Source organism: Novosphingobium aquae (assembly GCF_037572715.1).
GTDB lineage: Bacteria > Pseudomonadota > Alphaproteobacteria > Sphingomonadales > Sphingomonadaceae > Novosphingobium > Novosphingobium aquae.
In genome coordinates this window covers 124,732-146,192 of the sequence record NZ_JBBHJY010000001.1, presented here as the reverse complement: position 1 = coordinate 146,192, position 21,461 = coordinate 124,732, and the positions used below count along the sequence as shown (strand labels likewise).

The following is a 21,461-nucleotide window of genomic DNA, read 5'->3' as shown; positions in this document are numbered from 1 at the left end:
CGATGCCTGACGGTGCATCGGGCTTGCCATTAGTAGCATGGCTTATTATCGGCATACACCGAATGGCCCAGCTGCTTTACCCGTCGCCTGCCCGCAAGGCGTTCATCACCGCATCGGTGATGATCACGACGCTGATCGTCACCATCGACATGACGATCACCGTGGTCGCCGTGCCCAAGATGATGGCAGACCTGCAGGCGGGACCGGACCAGATCGCCTGGGTGCTGACATCCTACCTGATTGCCAGCGCGGTAATGATGCCGCTGGCGTCGTGGCTGGCGAGCAAGTTCGGGCGCAAGCGGGTGATGATGATCTCGGTCGCCATGTTCACCCTGGCATCACTGGTCTGCGGATCGGCGCGGTCTATCGAGTTGATGGTCCTGGCCCGTATCGTTCAGGGGCTTGGCGGAGCTGGCCTGATCCCGCTGGGACAAGCCACCCTGCTGGACATCAACCCGCCCGAAAAACAGCCGACCGCCATGGCCTATGCCGGGCTTGGCGCCATGGTCGGACCGTTGCTGGGGCCGACGCTGGGCGGCTGGCTGACCGACAACTATTCGTGGCACTGGGTCTTTCTGATCAACCTGCCGATTGGCATCGCTGCCTTCATCGGCATCCTGTCACACCTTGAAGTGCTCGACAAAAAGCTGCCCCCGTTCGACTGGATCGGCTTCCTGACGGTTACGCTGTTCGTTGGCGGCTTCCAGCTAATCCTTGACCGCGGAGAGCAGGTCGACTGGTTCGACAGCGCTGAGATCTGCATCGAGGCCGGCGTGGTCGCGCTCGCCTTCTATCTGCTCATGGTCCACATGTTCACGCGGCGGGACACCTTTCTGCGGGCAGACCTATTCAAGGATCGCAACTTCGCCATCGGCACGCTGGTTTCCACCGTGGTGGGCATGGTCATCTTTGCCTCCAGCCCGATGCTGGTGATGTACACCGAAAACCTGCTCGGCTATTCCGCCTTCAAGTTCGGCCTGATCAACATCCCCCGCGCGGTCGGCACGATCCTCGGCCTGCTGATCGTAACGCGCGTGATGCGGCTGATCGATGCCCGGCTGCTGCTGCTGGTCGGAATGTCCATGTCGGTGCTCTCGCTGTTCATGTTCTCCGGTCTCAACCTGCAGACCGACGAAATGCCGATCATGCTCGCCGGGGCCTTTCAGGGCTTTTCCGGCGGTATGCTGATCTCGCCGCTATCAGCGCTAGCCTTTGCCACCCTCAACTCGGCCTATCGCAACGAAGGCGCGGCGATGTTTGCGCTGGTACGAAACCTTGGCCAGTCGATGGGCATATCTGCCCTGACGCTGATTTCGATCCAGCAGACGGCCCAGGTATCCGCGCGACTGGCGGAAGGTATGCGGCCCGACAACCCGATGCTGGATTGGGCGCGACCGGACATGGACTTTGGTGATCCGGCCACTCTGACACGCTCTGCCGGGGAAATCTGGCGGCAGGCAACCATGGTGGCGACAATCGACGCCTTCTGGCTATCGTGCCTCGTCGCGCTGGCGACGATCCCGGTCATCTTCCTGATGAAGAAGCAGAAACTGGGGCAGTCCGTGCCCGCCCCCAGCGTCGATCACTGAAGGCGTCGAAAGCGGCTGAAGCGGCCTGCGAAAAAATGAATCGTCATCCCGGCGCAGGCCGCTCTAACTGATCAGGATTCCCAGGGCTCTTCGCCTTCCAGCTTGGTGCGGTGCATCATGCGGCCGCAATCGGGATCGTACCATTCAGCGCGGTGCACGGTGCCGGTGTTGTCCCAGATCACCATGTCGCCTGCGGTCCATTCGTGGCTGTAGGTGAACTGTTCCGAGGTTGCCCAATCGCGCAGGCCGTGGAGGATCAGCGCAGATTCCGAAGGGCTTTTGCCGACGACTGAATGCGCGGTATTGCCCAGCACCAGGCTCTTGCGGCCCGACTGGTGCTTCCACACCAGCGGCAGTTCGTTTTCGCCAATGCGCATATAGCCCTTGAGCTTTTCAAGGCTCGGCTCGGGTTCGTGATAGAACACCGTCGCCCACGGTGCATGGAGCACCTTGAGATCGTCGTAAGCAGCCTTGTCCTCATCGGACAATGCCTCGTAGGCGGCATAGCAGTTGGCGAAGCCCGTGTTGCCGGTGCCCTTGGGGCTCGGCTTCTTGCACGACAGCAGCGAAGCAAGGATCGGCACGTCGTTGCGCGTGCCGTCGATGTGCCAATAGAGCGATCCCTTGAGGTATTCCGCGCTCTCGCCCGCTTCGGTAGGATCGAGCGTGATCTTGCTGATCACTTCATCGCCGCCGGCGCGTTCCGGCGCGAACTTGCCGAGCGTCTTGGTGAAGGCGATCTGCTCTTCATCGGTGAAATTGATCTGCGGGAAGACCAGCACGCCGCGCTGTTCGAGCAGGTCGCGGATCTCGGCCGAGATCTTGCCGGTCAGCAACTCTTCCTTGCTGTTGAGCACGCGGGAGCCGATCCTCGGCTTGATCGCTTCGGCGCGAAGGCTGATGTCTGCGGCGGTTGCCATGGGTAAACTCCCTCGGGGGTTGGGACTATGTCTGCCATATAAGCGAACGCCCCGGAACGTTGAAGCGCGCCGGGGCGATTAGTCCGATCGCCTGAAGCGATCAAATGTACCGATAAGGCGGCGAACGATTCAGGCCTTGGTGATTTCCCAAGCCTCGCCGCCCTTGATGATCGTGCGGTGCATCATGCGGGCAGTGGGATCATAGGGCGTTGCCTTGTGCAGCGAGGTGCGGTTGTCCCACATCACCGTATCGCCCACGGTCCAGACGTGGCGGTAGGTGTAAGGCTCACCGGTGGCAAATTCACGCAGGCCGTGCAGAAGGCGCTGGCTGGCCTTCATGTCGAAGCCCTTCACGTAATGCGCCGTATTGCCGAGCACGAGGCTCTTCTTGCCGGTCGAATTGGTGACGACGAGCGGGATTTCCGCCTCGCCCTTGGACTGCCAGTCGTCGATCTGTTCAAGGCTGGGTTCGGGCGTGTGGTAGAACTGCGAGCACCACAGCGAATGGACGACGCGCAGGCCTTCCAGTTCAGCTTTTTTGTCCTCCGGCAGGTCGGCATAGGACGTCGCCGTATTGGCGAACAGCGTGTCACCGCCTTCGGGCGCGAGCACCTTGGCCGTCAGCATCGAGGCGCGGATCGGCGTGGGATTCATCGTGCCGTCGATGTGCCAGTAGAGCGACCCCTTGAGGTATTCGGCGACGTTGCGGTCCTGCTTCTTTTCGTCGAGCGAGACCTTGAACACCGCGTCCTGATTCTGCCCGGCAAGTTCATCGGCATTGCCGCCCAGCGAGTTGGAGAACTGCACCTGTTCGGCGTCGGTCAGATCGAGCTTCGGGAATACGAGCACGCCGCGCTCTTCCATCAAGCTGAGGATGGCTTCCGACAGCGCGCCCGAAAGCAGCTCTTCCTTGGTGTTGAGCACGCGCGCGCCGATCTTCGGCTTGATCGCTTCAAAGCGCAGCTGGACGGCTACATCGGCGGCTGTGGCCACGGTCATTCTCCCGGATATTCTGATCTTGTCTGTTGAACGAATGTACAGCGCGGCGGGATACGAGACAAGGCGGCTCGCCGCGCGGCCGCCGCGCTGGGGCGATCATGGGCGGGGAGGCCGGCGCTCCAATTGGCGTGACAAGCAGGGCCATGCGCCATACATTCGCGGGCGGGCCGGCACTTGCGCGGGCCAGCGGGGCATGACAGCGCATGGACGAGCAAGCCGCGAACACCGGGGGCGATCCGCACCAGTACGCGCACGTCTTCCTCAGCTATTCCCGCGAAGACCAGAAGACTGCCAAAGCCGTTATCACCATGCTCGAGAAGCGGGGATACAAGGTCTGGTGGGACGGCCTGATCCCCGGCGGCGAGCGTTTCGGAAAGGTCACGACCCGGGCGCTCGACAATGCCCGCGCGGTCATGGTGCTGTGGTCGAAAGTTTCGGTCGAATCGCACTGGGTCCATGACGAGGCGACACGCGGACGCGATTCCGGGCGGCTGGTGCCGCTGTCGATTGACGGCAGCCACCCCCCGCTCGGCTTCGGGCAATTCCAGTTCATCGACATATCGAAGGAAGGCGTGCGCGAAGACGGGCCGCAGATGCAGCGCGCGCTGGCGGCACTCGCGGCACTCTATGGCGAGCAGGCCCACGTCCTGCCGCAAGCGCGGTCTGGCAGCGGAATTTCGCGCCGGACGCTGATCGCGGGATCGGCGGCGGTGGCGGTGATCGCCGGCGGCGCGGCGGGCTGGCGTTTCATGCGCGGCGGAGCCCCCGGAAATAGCCTCGCCGTCCTGCCGTTTGACAATCTCAGCGGCGATCCGGCGCAGCAATACCTGCCCGATGGCCTCGCCGCCGAACTGCGCAGCCGCTTTGCGCGCAATCCGCTACTCACCGTAGTCGGGCAGATGTCGTCGAACGAGTTTCGGGGCAAGACGGGAGACGCGAAAGGCATCGCCGCGCAGCTTGGCGTGGCCCACCTGCTCACCGGCAATGTCCGCGTGGCGCCGGGCGAAGTGCGCATCGCGGTCGAACTGGTCGAGGCCGCAACCGGCTTTGCCAAGTGGACGCAGACTTACCAGCATCCAGCCGGCAACATCCTGCGCCTGCAGGAAGAAATCGCCGCGGCTGTCGATGCCGCGCTCACCCCGCAGCTGTCCGCCGGCAGCCACAAGGAATCTGTCAAGCGCAGCGGCGGAACCACGGTCGCGGCAGCCTATGACGCCTACCTGCGCGGCAAGCTCTTGTTCGAGAACCCGGTCGACGAGGCGAGCGACATGGCCGCGCTGGCGGAGTTCACCCGCGCCGCCACGCTCGATCCCGCCTATGCCGCCGCTCATGCCGCCCGCGCACGCACCATGGGCGTGATCGCCGTGGCCAGCCACGACCTCGCCCAGCGACACAAGCTGGTGGCCGAGGCCGAAAGCGAGGCCCGCCGCGCCATCGAACTCGCCGCCGAATATCCCGAAGGCCACGTCGCGCTCGCCTATGCCACGCTGTTCGGCAAGCTCGACGTGATCGGCGCGGAGCTGGCGCACGAAGCCGCGATGCGGTACGGCGCGGGCAATCCCGAAGTGCTCAGCCGCTATGCGCTCTACTACGCGCGCCGCCGCCAGCCAGACAAGGCGCTGCCGGCGATCAACAAGGCTGCGATGCTCGAACCGCTCGACCCGGCGCTGTTCAAATCGAAATCGCAGGTCCATTACGCCAGCGGTGATTGGGACGCGGCGATTGCCGCCGGGCGCAAGGCGCTCGAGATCAATCCCAAGGTCTCCTCGACCCACGGCAACATCGGCAATGCGCTGCTCCAGCAGAACAAGGTTGCCGAGGCCGCCGCAGAGTTCGTGCTGGAAAAGAACGTCACGCTGGCGCTCCCCGGCAAGGCCATCGTCGCACTGCGGCAGGGCGATCAGGGCGCGGCGAAGGCAGCCTACGACCAGCTGGTGACCGAAACCGGCAAGGCCACGCTTTACCAGCAGGCGCAGATCCTTTCCCAATGGGGCAAACGCGAGGAGGCGCTCACCGCCCTCGAAGGCGCCTATGCCGAACGCGACCCCGGCCTGCTGCTGACGCTGAGCGATCCCTTCCTGCGCCCGCTCGAAACCGAAGCGCGATTCAAAACGCTTTTAGGCAAGCTGCACTTCGTATAGCTTCCGCCGCGTCAGCAGGGGCTGACCCTTAGAGGGGGAAAGACATGCGCAAGATCATTGCCACCGTTTCCGCAATTGCCTTCATCTCGGCGCTCGGCGCCTGCACCAAGAAGGAAGAAGCCGCACCCGAAGCCGTAACCAGTGAAGCGGCGCCGACCGCCGAAGCCAGCATGGATGCCAGCGCCGAACCGTCGGTCGATGCCTCGGGCGATCACCACACGCTGGATGAACGCAAGGCTCCCTGATCGGATAACCAAATCGCAGCGGGCGGTCCGGGATGCCGGGCCGCCCGTATTCGTTTTTTGGATGCTACCGCGCCAGAGCCGGATCGCTCACCCGGCCCACCCTGCCGGAGTTCTTCGCCAGCCAAACCTTCGCCGCATCAATCCACCGGCCATAGCTCGCCACGGCGGCAAAGGCGGTCGGCACCGGGCCTGAGCAGCCTTTCGAGAAATTGACCACGCCGACCAGCTCCTGCTTGCCGCTGCGCGTACGGATGAGCGGCCCGCCGCTATCCTTGAAGCAGGTAAACACCTGCCGCGCCCGGCCGGGCGGCGAGGCAGCGCATATCACCCGCAGCCCAAGCGGACAGCGCTGCGGGGCAATTGCAGTCAGCGGGCCATAGCGCAGCCGCTCGGTTGGCATCTGCAAGGCACCGCTGACCGAGACATGCGGATTGCTGCGCCCCGAATGCCATTCGCCGGAAAACCCCCAGCCGTACGTCTCGAATTCCGTACCCGGTGCGAAGGACGAATTCTCTGACAGCGCGACGGCCTTGGCCGGCAGGGGCGCTCCGGGACTGGCCGGTTTCAACTTGATCAACGCAATGTCAGCCGCATTGCGCTCCGCGACAAATCCCGCATGGATGGCAATGCTGTCAATGGCATAGGACCGCCCCTCGCCCAGATCGATGCTGCCTGTCCGCACGCGAAGGGTCTGCCGAGCTTTGGCCTCGTTCACACCCGCAAACGACCCTTCGGCCACACAATGCGCCGCCGTCAGCACCAGCCCCGGACCGATCAGCGTGCCGCCACAATGATGCTCGCGCTGCTCAGCGTTCAGCGCACTGATCCCGATCCGGTCCTGTACGCTGCGCTGGTTATCGCGCGCGATCTGGGCGGCCGTGAAGGGCCGCGTATCGTAGAGCTGCGCCATCCACGGCACGAGGCTGGCGAGCGCCACGTCACCGCCGCCCACCCGGGGACAAAGCGCTGAGGATTGGACTTCGATTTCCAGAGAATTGGCATAGGCTGCGCCCGCCGGTAGCGGATCGGTGAGCGCGATAGTATTTGTCGCCGGCGGTCGCGGCTTGCAGGCCACCAAATGCGCGCCGGGACCATAAGCGCCAGCCTGATTGATGCGGCGCGGATCGATCGGCGCTTCGCTGGTCAGCGTCATGGCATAGGACCGGCCATCAAACGCGGGCGCTGGGTGCGAAAACTCCACCACCTCGCCCGGCTCAAGCGGCCTGTCCGCACCATTGCGGACCGACACGAAATCGATGCGCCGCGAATCATCGAGAAAACCGAAATAGACGTGACGGCGCAGGCTTCCGCGGTTGCGGACCCGGATGGTCGTCTCCTCTTTGGTGTAAAGCTCGCGATCGCGCTCCTCGCCATCGATCACGTTCGGAGCATCGGGGTTGGAGCTGCACACGACAACCTTCATTGCCTTGATGCAGGTCTCGATGTCCCGGCTGCCGGCGATCTGCGGGAGAGACATTACCTTCATGCCGCGGAATTCTTCGGCAAGGCGTGCCTTGAGCAGTGCCAGCGAGCTGCCCGACGTCACATCCCCGACCATGAACTGACGCGGCTCGTAAACCGGGCAATTGTTCTCCCCTTTGCGCGGCAACATGCGCCAGTGCTCTGGCCCCGCTTTCGCATCGACCAGCACCATGGTCTGCGGATAGTCGACCAGTGTAGTCAGTTCGAAATCAGCGTTGGGCGTGACCGTCACAAAGTCCAATGAGGCAAGGAAAGCGCGAATCTGCGGCTCGGCATCGCCAAGGCTTTCGTTTAGTCGGACCGAAACCGTGCCGAGTGGCGAGTTGCCGATCAGTAGTCCTTCAAAGACGACATTGAGCTGCGCTGTGCCACATCCCTTGTAGCGATCCGTATCGGGCGAAAACGGCAGCGGCGCGCGTCGTGGTTCTGAGGATAAAGCTGGCGCGGCTGGTGCGACAGTGTCCACCGGCTGCGCCAATGCAGGTGCGCCGCCGATGGCCAGCAGGCCGAGTAGCACCGCGATCATGCGGGGTCGAAAGTCGCGCAAGGCCGGCCTCCCTCGCCATGGTGGGCGTGCTGGCGATGGTGAGAGTGATACTCCGTGCTGTCAATCGCGCTGAGGGAGCGTCAATTCACTTCGATCTGGCTGACATCATAGCCGCTTTCGCGCAGGGCAGCGACCAAACGGTCCAGCTGCTCCTTGTCGCGCGCTTCGCATTCGATGTCGGTAATCAGGCCCTTCGCCGGCAGGTGGGTGAAGATGCGCTGATGCCAGATCTCGATGATATTGATGTTGTGGCGGTTGAATTCTTCCATCACCTTGAACAGAGCGCCGGGGCGGTCCTGCAGGGTGAGCCGCAGCCGCGCGAGGCGGCCCGAGCGGGCAAGATCGCGCAGCAGCACGTTGGCCAGCAGGCGCGTGTCGATATTGCCGCCAGTCAGCACGATGCCGACCTTCTTGCCCTTGAACATGTCCGGATTGCGCAGCACGGCGGCGAGGCCAGCCGCGCCCGCGCCTTCGACTACGGTCTTTTCGATCTGCAGCAGCAGCGCCAGCGCGGCTTCCATTTCGCGTTCGCCGACCAGCAGGAAATCGTCGAGCAGGCCCGCGAGCACCTTGGAAGTAAACTCGCCCGGTTCCTTGACCGCGATGCCTTCGGCCAGCGTATCGCCGCCGATCGGCAGGTCGGTGCCTTTCAGCCGGTTGTACATCGAGGGGAACAGCTCCGCCTCGACCCCGATCAGGCCGATGTCCGGTTTCAACGCGCGCGCCGCGACGCCCATGCCCGATGCCAGGCCGCCGCCGCCAACCGGGATCACCAGCATGTCGAGATCCGGCATGTCCTCCAGCATTTCGAGAGCCACAGTGCCCTGCCCGGCCGCAACCAGAGGATCGTCGAACGGGTGTATGAAGGTCAGCCCCAGCTGCTTTTCCATCGACCGCGCATAGGCATAGGCATCGTCGAAGGTTTCGCCTTCAAGCATCACCTTGCCGCCGACCTGCTCGGTCTGCATGACTTTCACCGTGGGCGTAGTGCGCGGCATGACGATGGTGACCGGAATGCCCAGCCGCGTGCCGTGATAGGAAAGCCCCTGCGCGTGATTGCCCGCCGAAGCCGCGATCACACCGCGATTGCGCTGTTCCTCGTTCAGATGCAGCAGCGCGTTCAGCGCGCCGCGCTCCTTGTAGGCGGCGGTGAACTGCAGGTTTTCGAACTTCAGCCAGACATCGCAGCCGGCGATCTGGCTGAGCGTCTGCGAGTAATCCATGTCGGTGCGCACGACTGCGCCGGCAATGCGCCCGGCAGCCGCCCGGATATCATCGATGGTCAGCAGCGCCTGGGCTGCAACGGGGGTATCAGCGATGCTTTCCATATGGCCCGCGCCGTAAAGCCAAAGCGCACGGCTTGCAAATCGCTATTGGTTCTGTCTCAGCGCCAGTGCGGTAATGCCCGTCACCACGATCACCGCCACAGTATCGGCGACCCAGTCGCGGAAGTCGCAATCGCGCTGCAGCGCCGGGATCGACTGCGCCACCTCAATCAGCGCGCCGAGGAAGGACAGACGCTCGATCACCCGCCAGCGCGGCGCTTGCGGAAAGGCGAGAGCCGCCGTGCCCGCCATCACCGCGAAAGCAAGGATATGGTTCACCTTGTCGCCCAGACGGTCGCTCGGCATTTCCGGCGGCTTGGGCAGCAGCGCCATCACGACGGAGAAGATGACAATGGCCCAGAACAGCCAGAAGGCGGCACGCTGCACGGGCGCTGACTTAAGGAATTGCATCGCAAGGCCCATACCGGGGGCTGGCACGGCGCGCAATTGGCGCTAACAGGCTACCTATGAGCGAGAAACGCAGGATTTCCTTTCTAGGCCTTGGCGTGATGGGCGGGCCGATTGCCCGGCACCTGGCCCGGGCCGGGCACGAGCTGACCATTTACAACCGCACGCCCGAACGGCGCGAGCGCTGGCAGGCCCGCAATCCCGAGCTTTCGGTGCGTGTCGCCTCCAGCCCGGCCGACGCTGCCGAGGGTGCCGAAGTCGTCATCACCTGCGTCGGCAATGACGATGACCTGTCCGACGTGGTGCTTGGGCCAAACGGCGTGTTCCGCAGCCTGAAGCGCGGCGGGCTGTTCATCGATCACACCACCGCCTCTGCCCGCATCGCCCGCCAGATCGCCGTCGAAGCGCGCGACCTGCAGGTCCACTGCGTCGATGCGCCGATGACCGGCAGCCAGATCGGCGCCGAGGAAGGCAGGCTCACCCTGATGTGCGGCGGGCGGCCCGACGCCATCGCCGCTGCCATGCCGGTGTTCGAAGCCTATACCCGGCGCGTCGTCCACATCGGCCGCGCCGGCGCGGGGCAGACCGCCAAGATGGCCAATCAGATCTGCATCGCCGGCATCGTCGCCGGGCTTTCCGAGGCCATGCGCTTTGCTCAGGCCAGCCACCTCGATACCGACAAGGTCTATGAGGCGATCTCCGGCGGTGCGGCGCAGAGCTGGCAGATGGACAACCGCTGGAAGACCATGGCCGCCGACGAATTCGATTTCGGTTTCGCGGTCGACTGGATGCGCAAGGACCTTGGCCTGGCTATGGACGAAGGGCGCGGACTGGGCGTTTCGCTGCCGATCACCGCGCTGGTCAACCAGTTCTATGCCGAGGTTCAGGCCATCGGCGGGGGCCGTCTCGATACCTCTGCGCTCGTGCGCCGCCTGCCGTTGCCGGGGAAACGCAAATGATCCGACTGAACTTTGCTGTTGCCGTTTCCGCGCTTGCTCTCGCCTCCCCCGCCCTCGCCGATACGTTGATCGACAATGTCGATGGCTTCACTCTCGATGACAAAGGTCAGGTCCAGCGGATTTCCGGCCTGGTGTTCAACGCCGATGGCAAGGTCGTGCAACTGCTGCGCCGGGGCGACAAGAAGCCCGCGAAGACGGACTATTATATCGACGGCAAGGGCCGCGTGCTGATGCCCGGCCTGATCGACGCGCACCTCCATATCATGAGCCTCGGCATCGCCGCGATGACGCTCGATCTGTCTGCCACGAAATCGCTGGCCGAAGCACAGGCAGCCATCGCCAAGTTCGCCGCTGACCATCCCGAACGCAAATGGATCATCGGACGCGGCTGGAATCAGGAAGTGTGGAAGCTCGGCCGCTTCCCCACCGCCGCCGAGATCGACGCCGTGGTCAAGGACCGCCCGGTGTGGCTGCAGCGCGTCGATGGCCATGCTGGTTGGGGCAACAGCCTCGCGCTCTCCACCGCCGGCGTAACCGCCGCGACCAAGGACCCGGCAGGCGGGCGCATCGAACGGCTGCCGGGCAGTCAGGCGCCCTCAGGCGTGATGGTCGATGGAGCGGCCGCGCTGATCGAAAAGCACGTGCCGCAACCGCGCGCGGCCGAACGCGATCTTGCGCTCGACAAAGCGCAGGATCTACTGGCGAGCAAGGGCGTGACCGCCGCTGCCGACATGGGCACCAGCATCGAGGACTGGCAGGCGCTGCGCCGCGCGGGCGACTCTGGCCGGCTGCGCATCCGCGTGATGTCCTATGCCTCGGGGGTCGATGCCATGACGCTGATCGGCGGGTCAGAACCGGGGCCGTGGCTCTATGACGACAAGCTGCACCTCAACGGAGTGAAGATCTATCTCGACGGCGCGCTGGGATCGCGCGGGGCCTCGCTCAAGGCGGCTTATGCCGATGCGCCGGGCAACAAGGGCCTATCGTTCCTCACCCCCGCGCAGCTGCGCAACCTGATGAGCCGCGCGGCGATGGACGGCTTTCAGGTTGCCGTCCACGCCATTGGTGATGAGGCCAATGGCCAGGTGCTCGGTGCCGTTTTGGAGCTCAATCAAACCTACAAGAGCGACCGCCGCTGGCGCATCGAACACGCGCAAGTCGTTGATCCGGCGGATATTCAGCGCTTTGGCCAGCTCGGCGTGATCGCCTCGATGCAGCCCGTGCACCAGACTTCGGACCGCACCATGGCAGAGGCGCGGCTAGGCCCTAACCGCTTGTCCGGGGCCTATGCGTGGAAGTCCATCGCGACGAGCGGCGGCAAGCTGGCCTTCGGTTCGGATGCCCCCGTCGAATCCCCCGATCCCTTCGCCGGCCTCGCCGCCGCGATCAGCCGGCAAGGGCCCGATGGCCAACCCTTTGGCGGGTGGCAGCCGCAGGAACGCCTGACCCGCGAAGCCGCCATCGCCGGCTTCACCACGGGCGCTGCCTATGCCGGACTGGCTGAGACCCGCTTTGGTCGTCTCGCCCCCGGCCTGCGTGCCGACTTCCTGCTGGTCGACCGCGATCCCCTGCTCGCAAGTCCCACGGAACTGGCACAGACTCGCGTGCTTGAGACCTGGGTGGGCGGACGCCGGATTTATTCGGCACCTGTGACCTCGGCGCAACAGAAGCCCTCCGATCCTTAGGGATGGGCCGGGAACATATCCTAACCTGTTGTTAATTCTCCACGACTAGCCGCCGAAACACCTCGCTTCATCCCGCTGGCCGGGAATTGGGGCTTGCACGAATCAGGCGCTTGAGTAAATGCGACCGGGTCAGACGCTTCGTGCTGCAAGGATCTCTTTAATTAGGGAACCTTTCGGGCGCGAAACCGTTGATTATATGCTTGTACGTCATTCGCGGTTCGGTTAAGCGAATGATGAAGAGCTCAAAAGGAGAGACTCGATGAAGTTTCGTGATCTGGCTGCAACTGCCGCAGCTCTGATGGTTTCAGCCCCGGCTTTCGCTCAGACGGAAGTTGGCCGTGCCTCGACCCAGGTTGCAGACGCTGGCCAGTTCGGCGGCGACTCGACCATTCTCCTGATCCTCGCCATCCTCGCGATGGGCGCAGGTATTGCCCTTCTCGTGGGCAATCAGGACGACACGCCGACCAGCCCGTAAGGACTGCCGACTAGTCGAATACAGGGAAGCGGGGTTTTTACCCCGCTTTTTTGTTGCCTGCTGAAGACGTAAAGCGATCGTCGAAGGCGGGAAGCGGCGGCAGTCGATGCGTGGCATCACTTCAACCTACCCGTCATCCCGGCGCAGGCCGGGACCCAGCGAGCATAATTTGGACGCGGTAGCGTCCCTCTCTGCTGGGATAAAAGGGGTGCCGCATAGCGCGCGACTTTTCTGACTGGGTCCCGGCCTGCGCCGGGATGACGAAGGACAGTGCCAAACGACACCCTCCGCTGACTCAAGCGTTAGGGTCGGCAGTTGTCTCGACTGCGGTACCCGCATCACCAGCCGCCGCTTCGGCCTCTTTCCGCGCCTTCACCTTCGCGTCATTGCGCTCGGTAAACCACATGATCACCAGTGCGCCCTCGAACAGCAGGAAGAGCGGCACCGCCAGCATCAGCTGCGACATGACGTCCGGCGGCGTGATGATCGCGGCCAGCACGGTGATCCCGACGATGACATAGCGCCGCGCGCCGATCAGCTGGGCCCGAGTAACAATGCCCGCGCGGTTGAGCAGCAGCAGCAACACCGGCAGCAGAAAGCTGAACCCGAAGGCGAGGATGAACTGCATGACCAGCCCGAGATAGTCCTCGGAACTGGGCATCGCCTCGATCTTGATATCGCCCTGCATGCCCTGAAAGCCCAGGAACCAACGAAACGCGGTGGGCATCACGACATAATAGGCGAGCGCACCGCCGCCGATGAACAGCACCGGGGTCATCAGCAGGAACGGCAGGAATGCGCGCTTTTCCTTGGCGTAGAGCCCCGGCGCGATGAAGGCCCAAAGCTGATTGGCGATGATCGGGAAACTGGCGAAGAAACCGGCGAAAATCGCCACCTTCAGTTCAACGAAGAACTGGCCGTAGAGCTTGGTGAAAACCAGCCGCGATTGTCCGGCATCGACCAGCGGCTGGACAAGAAAGCCGAGAATGTCGCGCGCGAAATAGAGGCAGAAGCCAAAGGCAATGAGCAGCGCAAAAATGCAGCGCATCAGCCGCGTGCGCAGCTCGACCAGGTGATCGAGTAGCGGTGCCTGTGAATCGTCAATCTCGCGGATCTTGAAAACCACCCCAACCCCCTATCGCGGACCGGCGAGCGGAAGCTCGGGCGCATTGTCGTCAGATTTGGAAGCTTCTGGCGGGACCTGCTCAGCTGGCGGCGACGTCTCCACTTGCGGAGAATTCATCGGCAAAATGGTCGAATCCCCCTCAGCCGCAGCGGCGGCGGCCTGCGATTCCGCATCGGGGCCGGGATCGGGATGCGCGGCAAGAATAGCGGCGTTCTGTTCGCGCCACTTCTTTTCCATGTCCTCCAGCTCCGCCTCGCGGATCATCGTTTCGACGCCTGAACGGAAATGCCCTGAAACACGGCGCACTTTCGCCATCCAGCGCCCGACGGTGCGCAGCGCCATCGGCAGGTCCTTGGGACCGATGACCACGATCGCCACAATGGCGATCAGCAGCATCTCGTCGAAGCCGACGTCAAACATGGCTGGATGACCGGCTTATTCGCCGGTCTTGGTGGTTTCGCTGGCCGCCGGTGCCGGAGCAGGTGCAGCGGCGCTTTCCGGGGCGGAAATCTGTGCGGGCGGCGGCGGGACAGGCTTGTTGTCCTCGTCGTTCATGCCCTGCTTGAAGCTCTTCAGCCCTTTGCCGAATTCACCCATGACATCGGCAACGCGGCCACGGCCGAACAGCACGAGGACGACGATCAGCACCACGATCCAGTGCCAGGCAGACCCGAAACCCATTTCAGAATACTCCGCAAAAGCGCCCAGAAAGCACCAAGGGCGCACACACGACCGCGCCCCTCGCCGGGGTATCTAGGCGCTTTCATCCTCGCTTGCCAGTCCGTCTGACCAATTTTCGTCCGCCTGGCGGGTTTCCTTTTCTTCGGCCGCCGCCTCTTCGCTGCGGGTGAGCGCGGCTTCGAGTGCATCGTCGACCGGATCGAGCAGGCCGGCGGCCTTGAGCTCGTCGATGCCCGGCAGGTCCTTGCGCGAAGACAGCCCGAAATGCGCAAGGAATTCGGGCGTGGTGGCATAGATCACCGGCCGCCCCGGCACTTCGCGTCGCCCGGCCACGCGCACCCAACCGGCCTCCAGCAGCACGTCGAGCGTGCCTTTCGCCGTCTGGACACCGCGAATCGCCTCTATCTCGGCGCGGCTGACGGGTTCGTGATAAGCGACGATCGCCAGAGTTTCCGTGGCGGCACGAGACAGTCGCCGCGTTTCCTCGCGCTCGCGCCGCAGCAGGTGGGCAAGGTCGGCGGCGGTCTGGAAGTGCCAGCGCCCTGCCCGCTCGACAACGGCTATGCCGCGTTCCTCGTAATGCGCCGCCAGTTCGCGCAGCGCCGCCTTCACGTCCGCCCCGCCGAGATGGGTGGAAATTGCCTCCGCCGTCATCGGCATTTCCGCCGCGAACAGCGTCGCCTCTACCGCGCGGACAAGGTCGTCGGGGCGCTCGCTCATACCGTCATCCGCCGCAGCCGCAGCGGCCCGAAGGTCTTTTCCTGCACCATCTCCGCCTTGCCCATCCGCGCCAGTTCAAGCGCCGCGACAAAGCTGGAAGCCAGCGCGGACTTCCGCAGCTTGGCATCGGCATGCGGCGGCAAGAATTCGCGCAGTTCGATCCAGTCGAGAGTCACGCCGAGCATCGACGACACGCGGGCGAGCGCCGAATCGAGCGTCATCACCATGCGGTCGCGGACCATGTGGACCACCGGCGCGGTGCGCGCCTTGACCTGCCCATAGGCCTGAACAAGATCGAACCAGTCGCACTGCCAGCGGTTCTTGCGATCTACGCGCAGCCCCTCCGGCGCACCGCGCAGGAACACGTCACGCCCCAGCCGGTCGCGCCCCATCAGCCGCGCCGCCGCATCGCGCATGGCGGCGAGCCGCTGCAGCCGCAATTGCAGGCGCATCGCCAGTTCCTCGGCGCTCGGCTGGTCCTGCTCTTCGCGCGGCAGCAGCAGCGACGACTTCAGGTAAGCCAGCCACGCCGCCATCACGAGGTAATCTGCCGCCAGTTCCAGCCGCAGTTCCTCGGCCCGCTCGATGTACAGTAGGTACTGATCGACGAGGCCAAGGATCGAGATCTTGCGCAGGTCGACCTTCTGCCGCCGCGCCAGATCGAGCAGAAGATCGAGCGGCCCTTCCCAGCCATCGAGCTCAAGATACAGCGCCTCATCCGCGCCTGCCGCAGCCGCCGGACCGGCCCAATCCTCTTCTGCCGGCTGCAACGTTACCGGCAGATCGAGGTCCTGCTGGCTCATGCCTCGGCCTCGCACAAGCCCAGTAGCGCATCGCGCTTGGCAAAGAGCTCGCCTTGCCCCTCGGTGTCATCCGCCGGAACCCGCGTTGGTGCCAGCGCCCGTTCCAGCCGTGCGGCGCTGTCGGCGCGGATATCGGGGCAGGTCGCCGCGATGCCCAGCATGTCATCCATCTTCGCCCAGCAATTGAGCGCGATGTCGCAGCCCGCAGCCAGCGCCCGCGCCGCATTATCCGGCACCGGCCCCGCTAGCGCCTGCATATCCATGTCATCGGTCAGCAGCAGGCCGTCAAAGCCGATGCGCCGGCGAATGATTTCCCCCACCACGACGGGTGAGAGGGTGCCGGGGTTTTCGGCGTCCCACGCGGTATAGCGCACGTGCGCGGTCATCCCCATCGCCGCGCCAGCCAGCGCGCGAAACGGCGCAATGTCGCGCTCCAACGCGTCCTCGCTGGCGGTGACGGTGGGCAGTTCCTTGTGGCTATCTGCACAGGCGCGGCCGTGGCCGGGGATGTGCTTTATAGTGCCCGCCACCCCGCCGCGCGCCAGCCCATCGAGCACGGCGCGGCCAATGGCGGCCACACGTATCGGCTCGAAGCCATAGGAGCGGTCGCCGATCACGTCATGCGCGCCTTCGCAGCGAACATCGAGCACGGGGGCATGGGTGCAGGAGATGCCAACCTCGGCAAGGTCGATGGCGAGCGCCTGGGCATTGGCCCGCGCCGCCTCGATCGCGCTGGCCGGGGCAATGTCATAAAGCCGGTCGAAGGCCGCACCCGCCGGAGAGGCCGGCCAGACAGGCGGCTTCATCCGCGCGACGCGGCCGCCCTCCTGATCGATAGTGATGAGCAGGCGGTCGCGCCCGTGCAGTGCGCGCAGTTCATCGGTGAGCGTGCGGACCTGTTCACGGCTTTCGATGTTGCGGCCGAACAGGATGTAGCCCGCCGGATCGGCGTCCGCGAAAAACGCACGCTCGTCAGCGGTGAGGGTTAAACCCGAAAGGCCGAAAATTGCAGGAACCATGGCCGGAAACTGGCCCCCGCGCGCTGCCATTGCAAGCGCGCGGGGGTCCGGAAATGGGGAAAATTAGCGCTTAACCTGGCAGGTGATGCCCGCAGACTTCAGCCTGGCGCACAGGGCATCCGCCGCTGCACCGTCGCTGGCGACGGCCTGGAGGCGATAGACCTTGCCGATGTCGGCCGTGCCTTCGACCACGCGGTGGTTCACGCCCTTGAGCGCATCGCTGCGTCCGGCGAGCATGGACCACACCTGTTCGGCCCTTTCGCGGCTACCATAGGCGCCAACCTGCACGCCGACGCCGCCCGTTGCCGGTGCAGAACCCGCCGCAGTTGCGGCGGTGCCAGCATCAATGCTCGGCTTAGGCGCTTCGCCGCCGCCGGCCAGCTTGGTCTGGCTATCCTTGCCCTGGGCGACCGAATACGAGGTATCGCCCTGCCCGGCGAACGACTTGCCGCCCGGGTTCTTCGGCGCTTCCTTGTAGGGTTCGGTCGGCGCGGCAATCGTGCTGCCGTCGGCGACCAGCGCGGGATCGGGCGTGCGGTGGCTGAACCACCAGATGGCGTAAACGATAGCCGCAAGCGCCAGCAGGCCGGCGAGGACGAAACCGAAGACGCGGGCGCCATCGACACCTTCCTCGTCATAATCGTCGTCAGCGGATTCGAGCCACGGCAGGCGGTCGTCCTCGTCGAGGTCGAGCTCCTTGGGCTCTTCGTTGTCATAGACCGCCTGTTCGACCGCCTGCTCGACGGAGTCCTGGGCGTCTTCGGCGCCGTAGTCTTCCGGATCCCGGCCATTATTTTCGATCATTGCGCCCTCCGCAGCCGCCCCCCGGGGCAGCAGTTACATCTCTTCGACGGCTTCCACGCCAAGGATGGCGAGCCCGTTGCGGACAAGTTGCCCGATTTGTGCGGCAAGGAAAAGCCTCGCGCTTGTAACCGCTTGATCCTGTATCACTATGAACCGCTTTTCGGGGCGGTCATTGCCGACATTGTAGAACGAATGGAACGCACCGGCGAGGTCATAGAGATAGAAGGCGATCCGGTGCGGTTCGCGCGCCACGGCGGCGGATTCGACCAGCCGCGGGAACTGCGCTGCGACCTTGAGCAGCTCCATTTCCTCAGCCCCGAGCAGGTCGAGATGCTCGTCCGAAGGCGCGATGCCGGCTTCCGCCCCCTTGCGCAGATTGCTGCGGATACGCGCGTGGGCATATTGCACGTAGAACACCGGGTTGTCCTTTGATGCCTCGACCACCTTGTCGAAGTCGAAGTCCATCTGGGCGTCGGGCTTGCGGGTCAGCATGGTGAAGCGGACGACGTCCTTGCCCACCATTTCGACGACATCAGCTAGCGTGACGAAATTGCCCGACCGCTTTGACATCTTGAACGGCTGACCGCCCTTCATCAGTTGGACCATCTGGACCAGCTTGACCTCGAACGGGGTCGGCTTGCCCTTGGCCCCGGTCATGGCGGCGACGGCGGCCTTGATCCGCTTCACCGTGCCGGCGTGGTCAGCGCCCCAGATGTCGACGAGCGCGTCGGCGCTCTGGGCCTTCTGGAAGTGGTAAGCGAGATCAGCGCCGAAATAGGTCCATTCGCCAGACGACTTCTTGATCGGGCGGTCCTGATCGTCACCAAATTTCGTCGAGCGGAACAGCGGCAGTTCGACCGGCTCCCAGTCCTCGATCGTCTTGCCCTTGGGCGCTTCGAGCTGGCCGTCATAGACAAGGTCCTGCGCGCGCAGCCACTTCTCCGCCTCTTCCGGCTTTCTGGCGGCCTGCAGTTCGGCTTCCGAGGAAAACAGATCGTGATGGATACCGAGCAGGGCGAGATCGTCCTTGATCATCGCCAGCATCGCCGCGACCGCACGGGTGCGGAATAGCACCAGCCACTCGCTTTCGGGAGCGGCGGCGTATTTGTCGCCGAATTCGGCGGCGAGTGCTAGTCCCGCTGGGATCAGGTATTCGCCCGGATAAAGCCCCTCGGGAATTTCACCGACGGTCTCACCCAGCGCTTCGCGGTAACGGACGTGCGCCGAGCGGGCGAGCACATCGACCTGCGCGCCAGCATCGTTGACGTAGTATTCGCGGATGACCTTGTGGCCCGACCATTCGAGCAGTGTGGCCAGCGCATCGCCCACCACTGCGCCGCGGCAATGGCCCATGTGCATCGGGCCGGTCGGGTTGGCCGAAACGTATTCGACGTTCACCGTCGATCCGCCGCCAAGGTTGGAGCGGCCATAGTCTGCGCCCAGCGCCGCAATCGCGCGCAGTTCGTCGATCCACGCGCCATCGGCCAGCCGCAGGTTGATGAAGCCGGGACCGGCAATCTCGGCGCTGGTGATGCCGGGAACCTTGACCAGTTCGGCGACCAGCGCCTCGGCCAGAGCGCGCGGGTTGGTACCGGAACCCTTGGCCAGCACCATGGCGGCGTTGGTGGCAAGATCGCCGTGCGAAGTGTCGCGCGGCGGCTCGACCGTCACATTGGTGCGCGGCAGGCCAGCGGGCAGCACGCCCGCCTGCTCAAGCGCATCGAGGGCAGCGGAAAGGTGGCCGGCATAGGCGGCGTAGAGCGTTTTGGTCATGGGCATCGTCGCGGCGGTTAGCCGTTTTGCCCGCGCTTGGGAACCTCCCGCAGGAGGAACCCGATCACCGCGTGGCGTTATAGTTCAACTGGGTCTGGTCAAGCTGGAAGCCGACCAGCACTTCGAACGTCGCGCGGTTCACGGCGGCGCGGATTTCCGGGCGCGACAGCGGGTCGGTCGCCGCGTCGGAATCGCCGGCCTTGCGCTTGCGGGTGATTTCGGCGCGAATCTCTGCCGGCAGGGTCGCCTCGGCCTTGTCGACATAGGCCGATGCCTGGCCGCGTGCCTGGGCGCGTTCCTGTCCGTCAGCGAAGTTCAGCGTAACCGTGCCGACGCGCTTGGAGATGACTGCCGAACGGCCGCGCAGGACGGTGACGAAATAGGGAATCTGCACAGTGCGCGCGCCGCGCACGTCGCTGCGGCGGCCAAGCACGTCGAAAGTCGAGGTCGAATAGACCTTGGCGCCGGCCTCGTTGCACTGGGTGCGCAGGTTGGTCATCGCGGCGGTGACGTCGATCGATCCGGCGTCAGTCGCGCCGGGGGTGCGGAACAGGGTGACATCGCCGGTAAAGTCGGGAATGCCGACCGCCGGGCAGGCCGTGCGGACCGCCGTGATGCCTACGCCTTCATCGACAACGATGTCACCGGTGCTGCGGCATCCGGCAAGCGCGGCAACAAGGGCAGTGGCGGCAATCAGGCGCGTGCGGGCAGTCATCGCAATCCGGTTCCTTTAAAATCGTTTTGCCGCCCTAGCGGCTGGCCGCACGAAGCGCTAGTGGGCACGAAATGAACGCCGCATTATCCGGGACGCCAAAGGGCACCGCCCCCCTTCGCCTCATCATTGCCGCCCCGCGTGGCTTTTGCGCCGGCGTGGACCGCGCAATCGACATCGTCGAGCTGGCGCTCAAGCGCTATGGCCCGCCGGTCTATGTCCGGCACGAGATCGTCCACAACCGCTTCGTGGTCGATAGCCTGAAGGCCAAGGGCGCGATTTTCGTTGAAGAGCTGGACGAAGTGCCGGACGGCGTGCCGGTGATCTTCAGCGCGCACGGCGTGCCGAAATCGGTGCCGACAGAGGCCACGGAGCGCGGCCTGCAATGGCTCGATGCCACCTGCCCGCTGGTCAGCAAGGTCCACCGCCAGGCAGAACGCCAGATCGAGGCCGGGCGGCACATCGTGTTCATCGGCCACCGCGGCCATCCCGAAGTGATCGGCACGCTGGGCCAGGTTCCCGAAGGCGAAATCACGCTGGTCGAGACGGTTGCCGACGTCGAATCGCTGACCTTTGCCGATGATGCCCCGCTCGCCTTCCTCACCCAGACGACGCTGTCGGTGGACGATACCGCCGCCGTGGTGGAGGCTCTACGCCAGCGCTATCCGCAGATCGCCGGGCCGAAGGCAGAGGACATCTGCTATGCCACGTCGAACCGGCAGGCAGCGGTCAAGCAGATCGCGCCCGATTGCGATCTGGTGCTGGTGATCGGCGCGCCCAACAGCTCCAACTCGGTGCGACTGGTTGAGGTTGCGGAACGCTGCGGCACCCCTGCAAGGCTGCTGCAACGCGGGGGCGAGATCGATCCGGCATGGCTGGACGGCGTCAACACCGTCGGCCTCACCGCCGGTGCCTCTGCGCCGGAAGAACTGGTGCGCGAAGTGGTTGACCGGCTGGCCGCGCTCCGGCCGCTGGTTGAGGAAACGGTCGTCACTGCCGAGGAAAAGATGATCTTCAAGCTGCCCCGCCAGCTGACGGAAGGCTGAGG

21 protein-coding genes are annotated in these 21,461 nt (G+C 64.5%); 7 read left to right on the top strand and 14 right to left on the bottom strand.

The window, feature by feature from the left end; translation table 11 throughout:
* Nucleotides 1–62 precede the first annotated feature (62 nt).
* On the top strand, nucleotides 63–1,589 hold the full coding sequence (locus tag WG900_RS00790; protein WP_339963993.1) for a DHA2 family efflux MFS transporter permease subunit: 1,527 nt from the start codon (nucleotides 63–65) through the stop codon (nucleotides 1,587–1,589).
* Between the two features lie 71 nt (nucleotides 1,590–1,660).
* On the opposite strand, the gene WG900_RS00785 is transcribed toward WG900_RS00790, so the two are convergent.
* Together WG900_RS00785 and WG900_RS00780 are read right to left on the bottom strand one after the other, a co-directional pair.
* Nucleotides 1,661–2,509 (bottom strand): TauD/TfdA dioxygenase family protein, encoded by an 849-nt coding sequence (locus WG900_RS00785; protein WP_339963992.1) that lies wholly within the window; start codon nucleotides 2,507–2,509, stop codon nucleotides 1,661–1,663.
* A 129-nt stretch (nucleotides 2,510–2,638) separates the two neighbouring features.
* Nucleotides 2,639–3,502 (bottom strand): TauD/TfdA dioxygenase family protein, encoded by an 864-nt coding sequence (locus WG900_RS00780; RefSeq protein WP_417596629.1) that lies wholly within the window; start codon nucleotides 3,500–3,502, stop codon nucleotides 2,639–2,641.
* Between the two features lie 209 nt (nucleotides 3,503–3,711).
* On the opposite strand from WG900_RS00780, the gene WG900_RS00775 reads away from it, so the two are divergent.
* Nucleotides 3,712–5,649, top strand: a complete 1,938-nt coding sequence (locus tag WG900_RS00775; RefSeq protein WP_339963990.1) for a TIR domain-containing protein — start codon at nucleotides 3,712–3,714, stop codon at nucleotides 5,647–5,649.
* Nucleotides 5,650–5,693: 44 nt separating this feature from the next.
* Nucleotides 5,694–5,894 (top strand): hypothetical protein, encoded by a 201-nt coding sequence (locus WG900_RS00770; RefSeq protein ID WP_310533909.1) that lies wholly within the window; start codon nucleotides 5,694–5,696, stop codon nucleotides 5,892–5,894.
* A 64-nt stretch (nucleotides 5,895–5,958) separates the two neighbouring features.
* Here WG900_RS00770 and WG900_RS00765 read toward each other — a convergent pair whose 3' ends face one another.
* The 3 genes from WG900_RS00765 to WG900_RS00755 form a co-directional block, all read right to left on the bottom strand.
* On the bottom strand, nucleotides 5,959–7,923 hold the full coding sequence (locus tag WG900_RS00765; RefSeq protein WP_339963989.1) for a trypsin-like serine protease: 1,965 nt from the start codon (nucleotides 7,921–7,923) through the stop codon (nucleotides 5,959–5,961).
* Between the two features lie 80 nt (nucleotides 7,924–8,003).
* Nucleotides 8,004–9,251 carry a threonine ammonia-lyase gene (locus WG900_RS00760; protein ID WP_339963988.1) on the bottom strand — a complete coding sequence of 416 codons (1,248 nt, stop codon included), beginning with the start codon at nucleotides 9,249–9,251 and terminating at the stop codon, nucleotides 8,004–8,006.
* A 42-nt stretch (nucleotides 9,252–9,293) separates the two neighbouring features.
* Nucleotides 9,294–9,635, bottom strand: a complete 342-nt coding sequence (locus WG900_RS00755; RefSeq protein ID WP_339963987.1) for a VanZ family protein — start codon at nucleotides 9,633–9,635, stop codon at nucleotides 9,294–9,296.
* A gap of 44 nt (nucleotides 9,636–9,679) precedes the next feature.
* Between WG900_RS00755 and WG900_RS00750 the strand changes: the two genes are divergently transcribed.
* The 3 genes from WG900_RS00750 (at nucleotide 9,680) to WG900_RS00740 (ending at nucleotide 12,775) form a co-directional block, all read left to right on the top strand.
* Nucleotides 9,680–10,615 carry an NAD(P)-dependent oxidoreductase gene (locus WG900_RS00750; RefSeq protein ID WP_339965295.1) on the top strand — a complete coding sequence of 312 codons (936 nt, stop codon included), beginning with the start codon at nucleotides 9,680–9,682 and terminating at the stop codon, nucleotides 10,613–10,615.
* On the top strand, nucleotides 10,612–12,300 hold the full coding sequence (locus WG900_RS00745; protein WP_339963986.1) for an amidohydrolase: 1,689 nt from the start codon (nucleotides 10,612–10,614) through the stop codon (nucleotides 12,298–12,300). The genes WG900_RS00750 and WG900_RS00745 overlap by 4 nt, the downstream gene beginning before the upstream one ends.
* A 259-nt stretch (nucleotides 12,301–12,559) precedes the next feature.
* Entirely contained in the window at nucleotides 12,560–12,775 is a 216-nt protein-coding gene (locus tag WG900_RS00740; RefSeq protein WP_339963985.1) for a hypothetical protein, read from the top strand.
* A 295-nt stretch (nucleotides 12,776–13,070) separates the two neighbouring features.
* Here the strand turns inward: WG900_RS00740 and tatC are convergent, their stop codons facing one another.
* From tatC to WG900_RS00695, 9 genes are all read right to left on the bottom strand, one after another.
* Nucleotides 13,071–13,901: a twin-arginine translocase subunit TatC gene (gene tatC / locus WG900_RS00735; protein ID WP_339963984.1), complete on the bottom strand. Its 831-nt coding sequence runs from the start codon at nucleotides 13,899–13,901 to the stop codon at nucleotides 13,071–13,073.
* A 9-nt stretch (nucleotides 13,902–13,910) separates the two neighbouring features.
* Entirely contained in the window at nucleotides 13,911–14,321 is a 411-nt protein-coding gene (tatB, locus tag WG900_RS00730; protein ID WP_339963983.1) for a Sec-independent protein translocase protein TatB, read from the bottom strand.
* A gap of 15 nt (nucleotides 14,322–14,336) precedes the next feature.
* Nucleotides 14,337–14,582, bottom strand: coding sequence for a twin-arginine translocase TatA/TatE family subunit (locus WG900_RS00725; protein WP_339963982.1), 246 nt, complete (start codon nucleotides 14,580–14,582; stop codon nucleotides 14,337–14,339).
* Between the two features lie 72 nt (nucleotides 14,583–14,654).
* Nucleotides 14,655–15,302: an SMC-Scp complex subunit ScpB gene (scpB, locus tag WG900_RS00720; protein ID WP_339963980.1), complete on the bottom strand. Its 648-nt coding sequence runs from the start codon at nucleotides 15,300–15,302 to the stop codon at nucleotides 14,655–14,657.
* Nucleotides 15,299–16,105, bottom strand: coding sequence for a segregation and condensation protein A (locus tag WG900_RS00715; protein WP_339963978.1), 807 nt, complete (start codon nucleotides 16,103–16,105; stop codon nucleotides 15,299–15,301). Before WG900_RS00715 ends, scpB begins: the two co-directional genes overlap by 4 nt.
* Nucleotides 16,102–17,124, bottom strand: coding sequence for a beta-N-acetylhexosaminidase (gene nagZ, locus WG900_RS00710; RefSeq protein ID WP_339963977.1), 1,023 nt, complete (start codon nucleotides 17,122–17,124; stop codon nucleotides 16,102–16,104). Before nagZ ends, WG900_RS00715 begins: the two co-directional genes overlap by 4 nt.
* A gap of 63 nt (nucleotides 17,125–17,187) precedes the next feature.
* Nucleotides 17,188–17,928, bottom strand: coding sequence for an SPOR domain-containing protein (locus WG900_RS00705; RefSeq protein WP_339963976.1), 741 nt, complete (start codon nucleotides 17,926–17,928; stop codon nucleotides 17,188–17,190).
* A gap of 33 nt (nucleotides 17,929–17,961) precedes the next feature.
* Nucleotides 17,962–19,707 (bottom strand): arginine--tRNA ligase, encoded by a 1,746-nt coding sequence (argS, locus tag WG900_RS00700; protein WP_339963974.1) that lies wholly within the window; start codon nucleotides 19,705–19,707, stop codon nucleotides 17,962–17,964.
* A gap of 58 nt (nucleotides 19,708–19,765) precedes the next feature.
* On the bottom strand, nucleotides 19,766–20,416 hold the full coding sequence (locus WG900_RS00695) for a hypothetical protein (RefSeq protein ID WP_339963972.1): 651 nt from the start codon (nucleotides 20,414–20,416) through the stop codon (nucleotides 19,766–19,768).
* A 71-nt stretch (nucleotides 20,417–20,487) separates the two neighbouring features.
* Here WG900_RS00695 and ispH point away from each other — a divergent pair, with 71 nt between their 5' ends.
* A complete protein-coding gene (ispH, locus tag WG900_RS00690) occupies nucleotides 20,488–21,459 on the top strand; it encodes a 4-hydroxy-3-methylbut-2-enyl diphosphate reductase (RefSeq protein WP_339963971.1) in 972 nt (323 codons plus the stop codon).
* The last annotated feature ends 2 nt before the right edge of the window (nucleotides 21,460–21,461 follow it).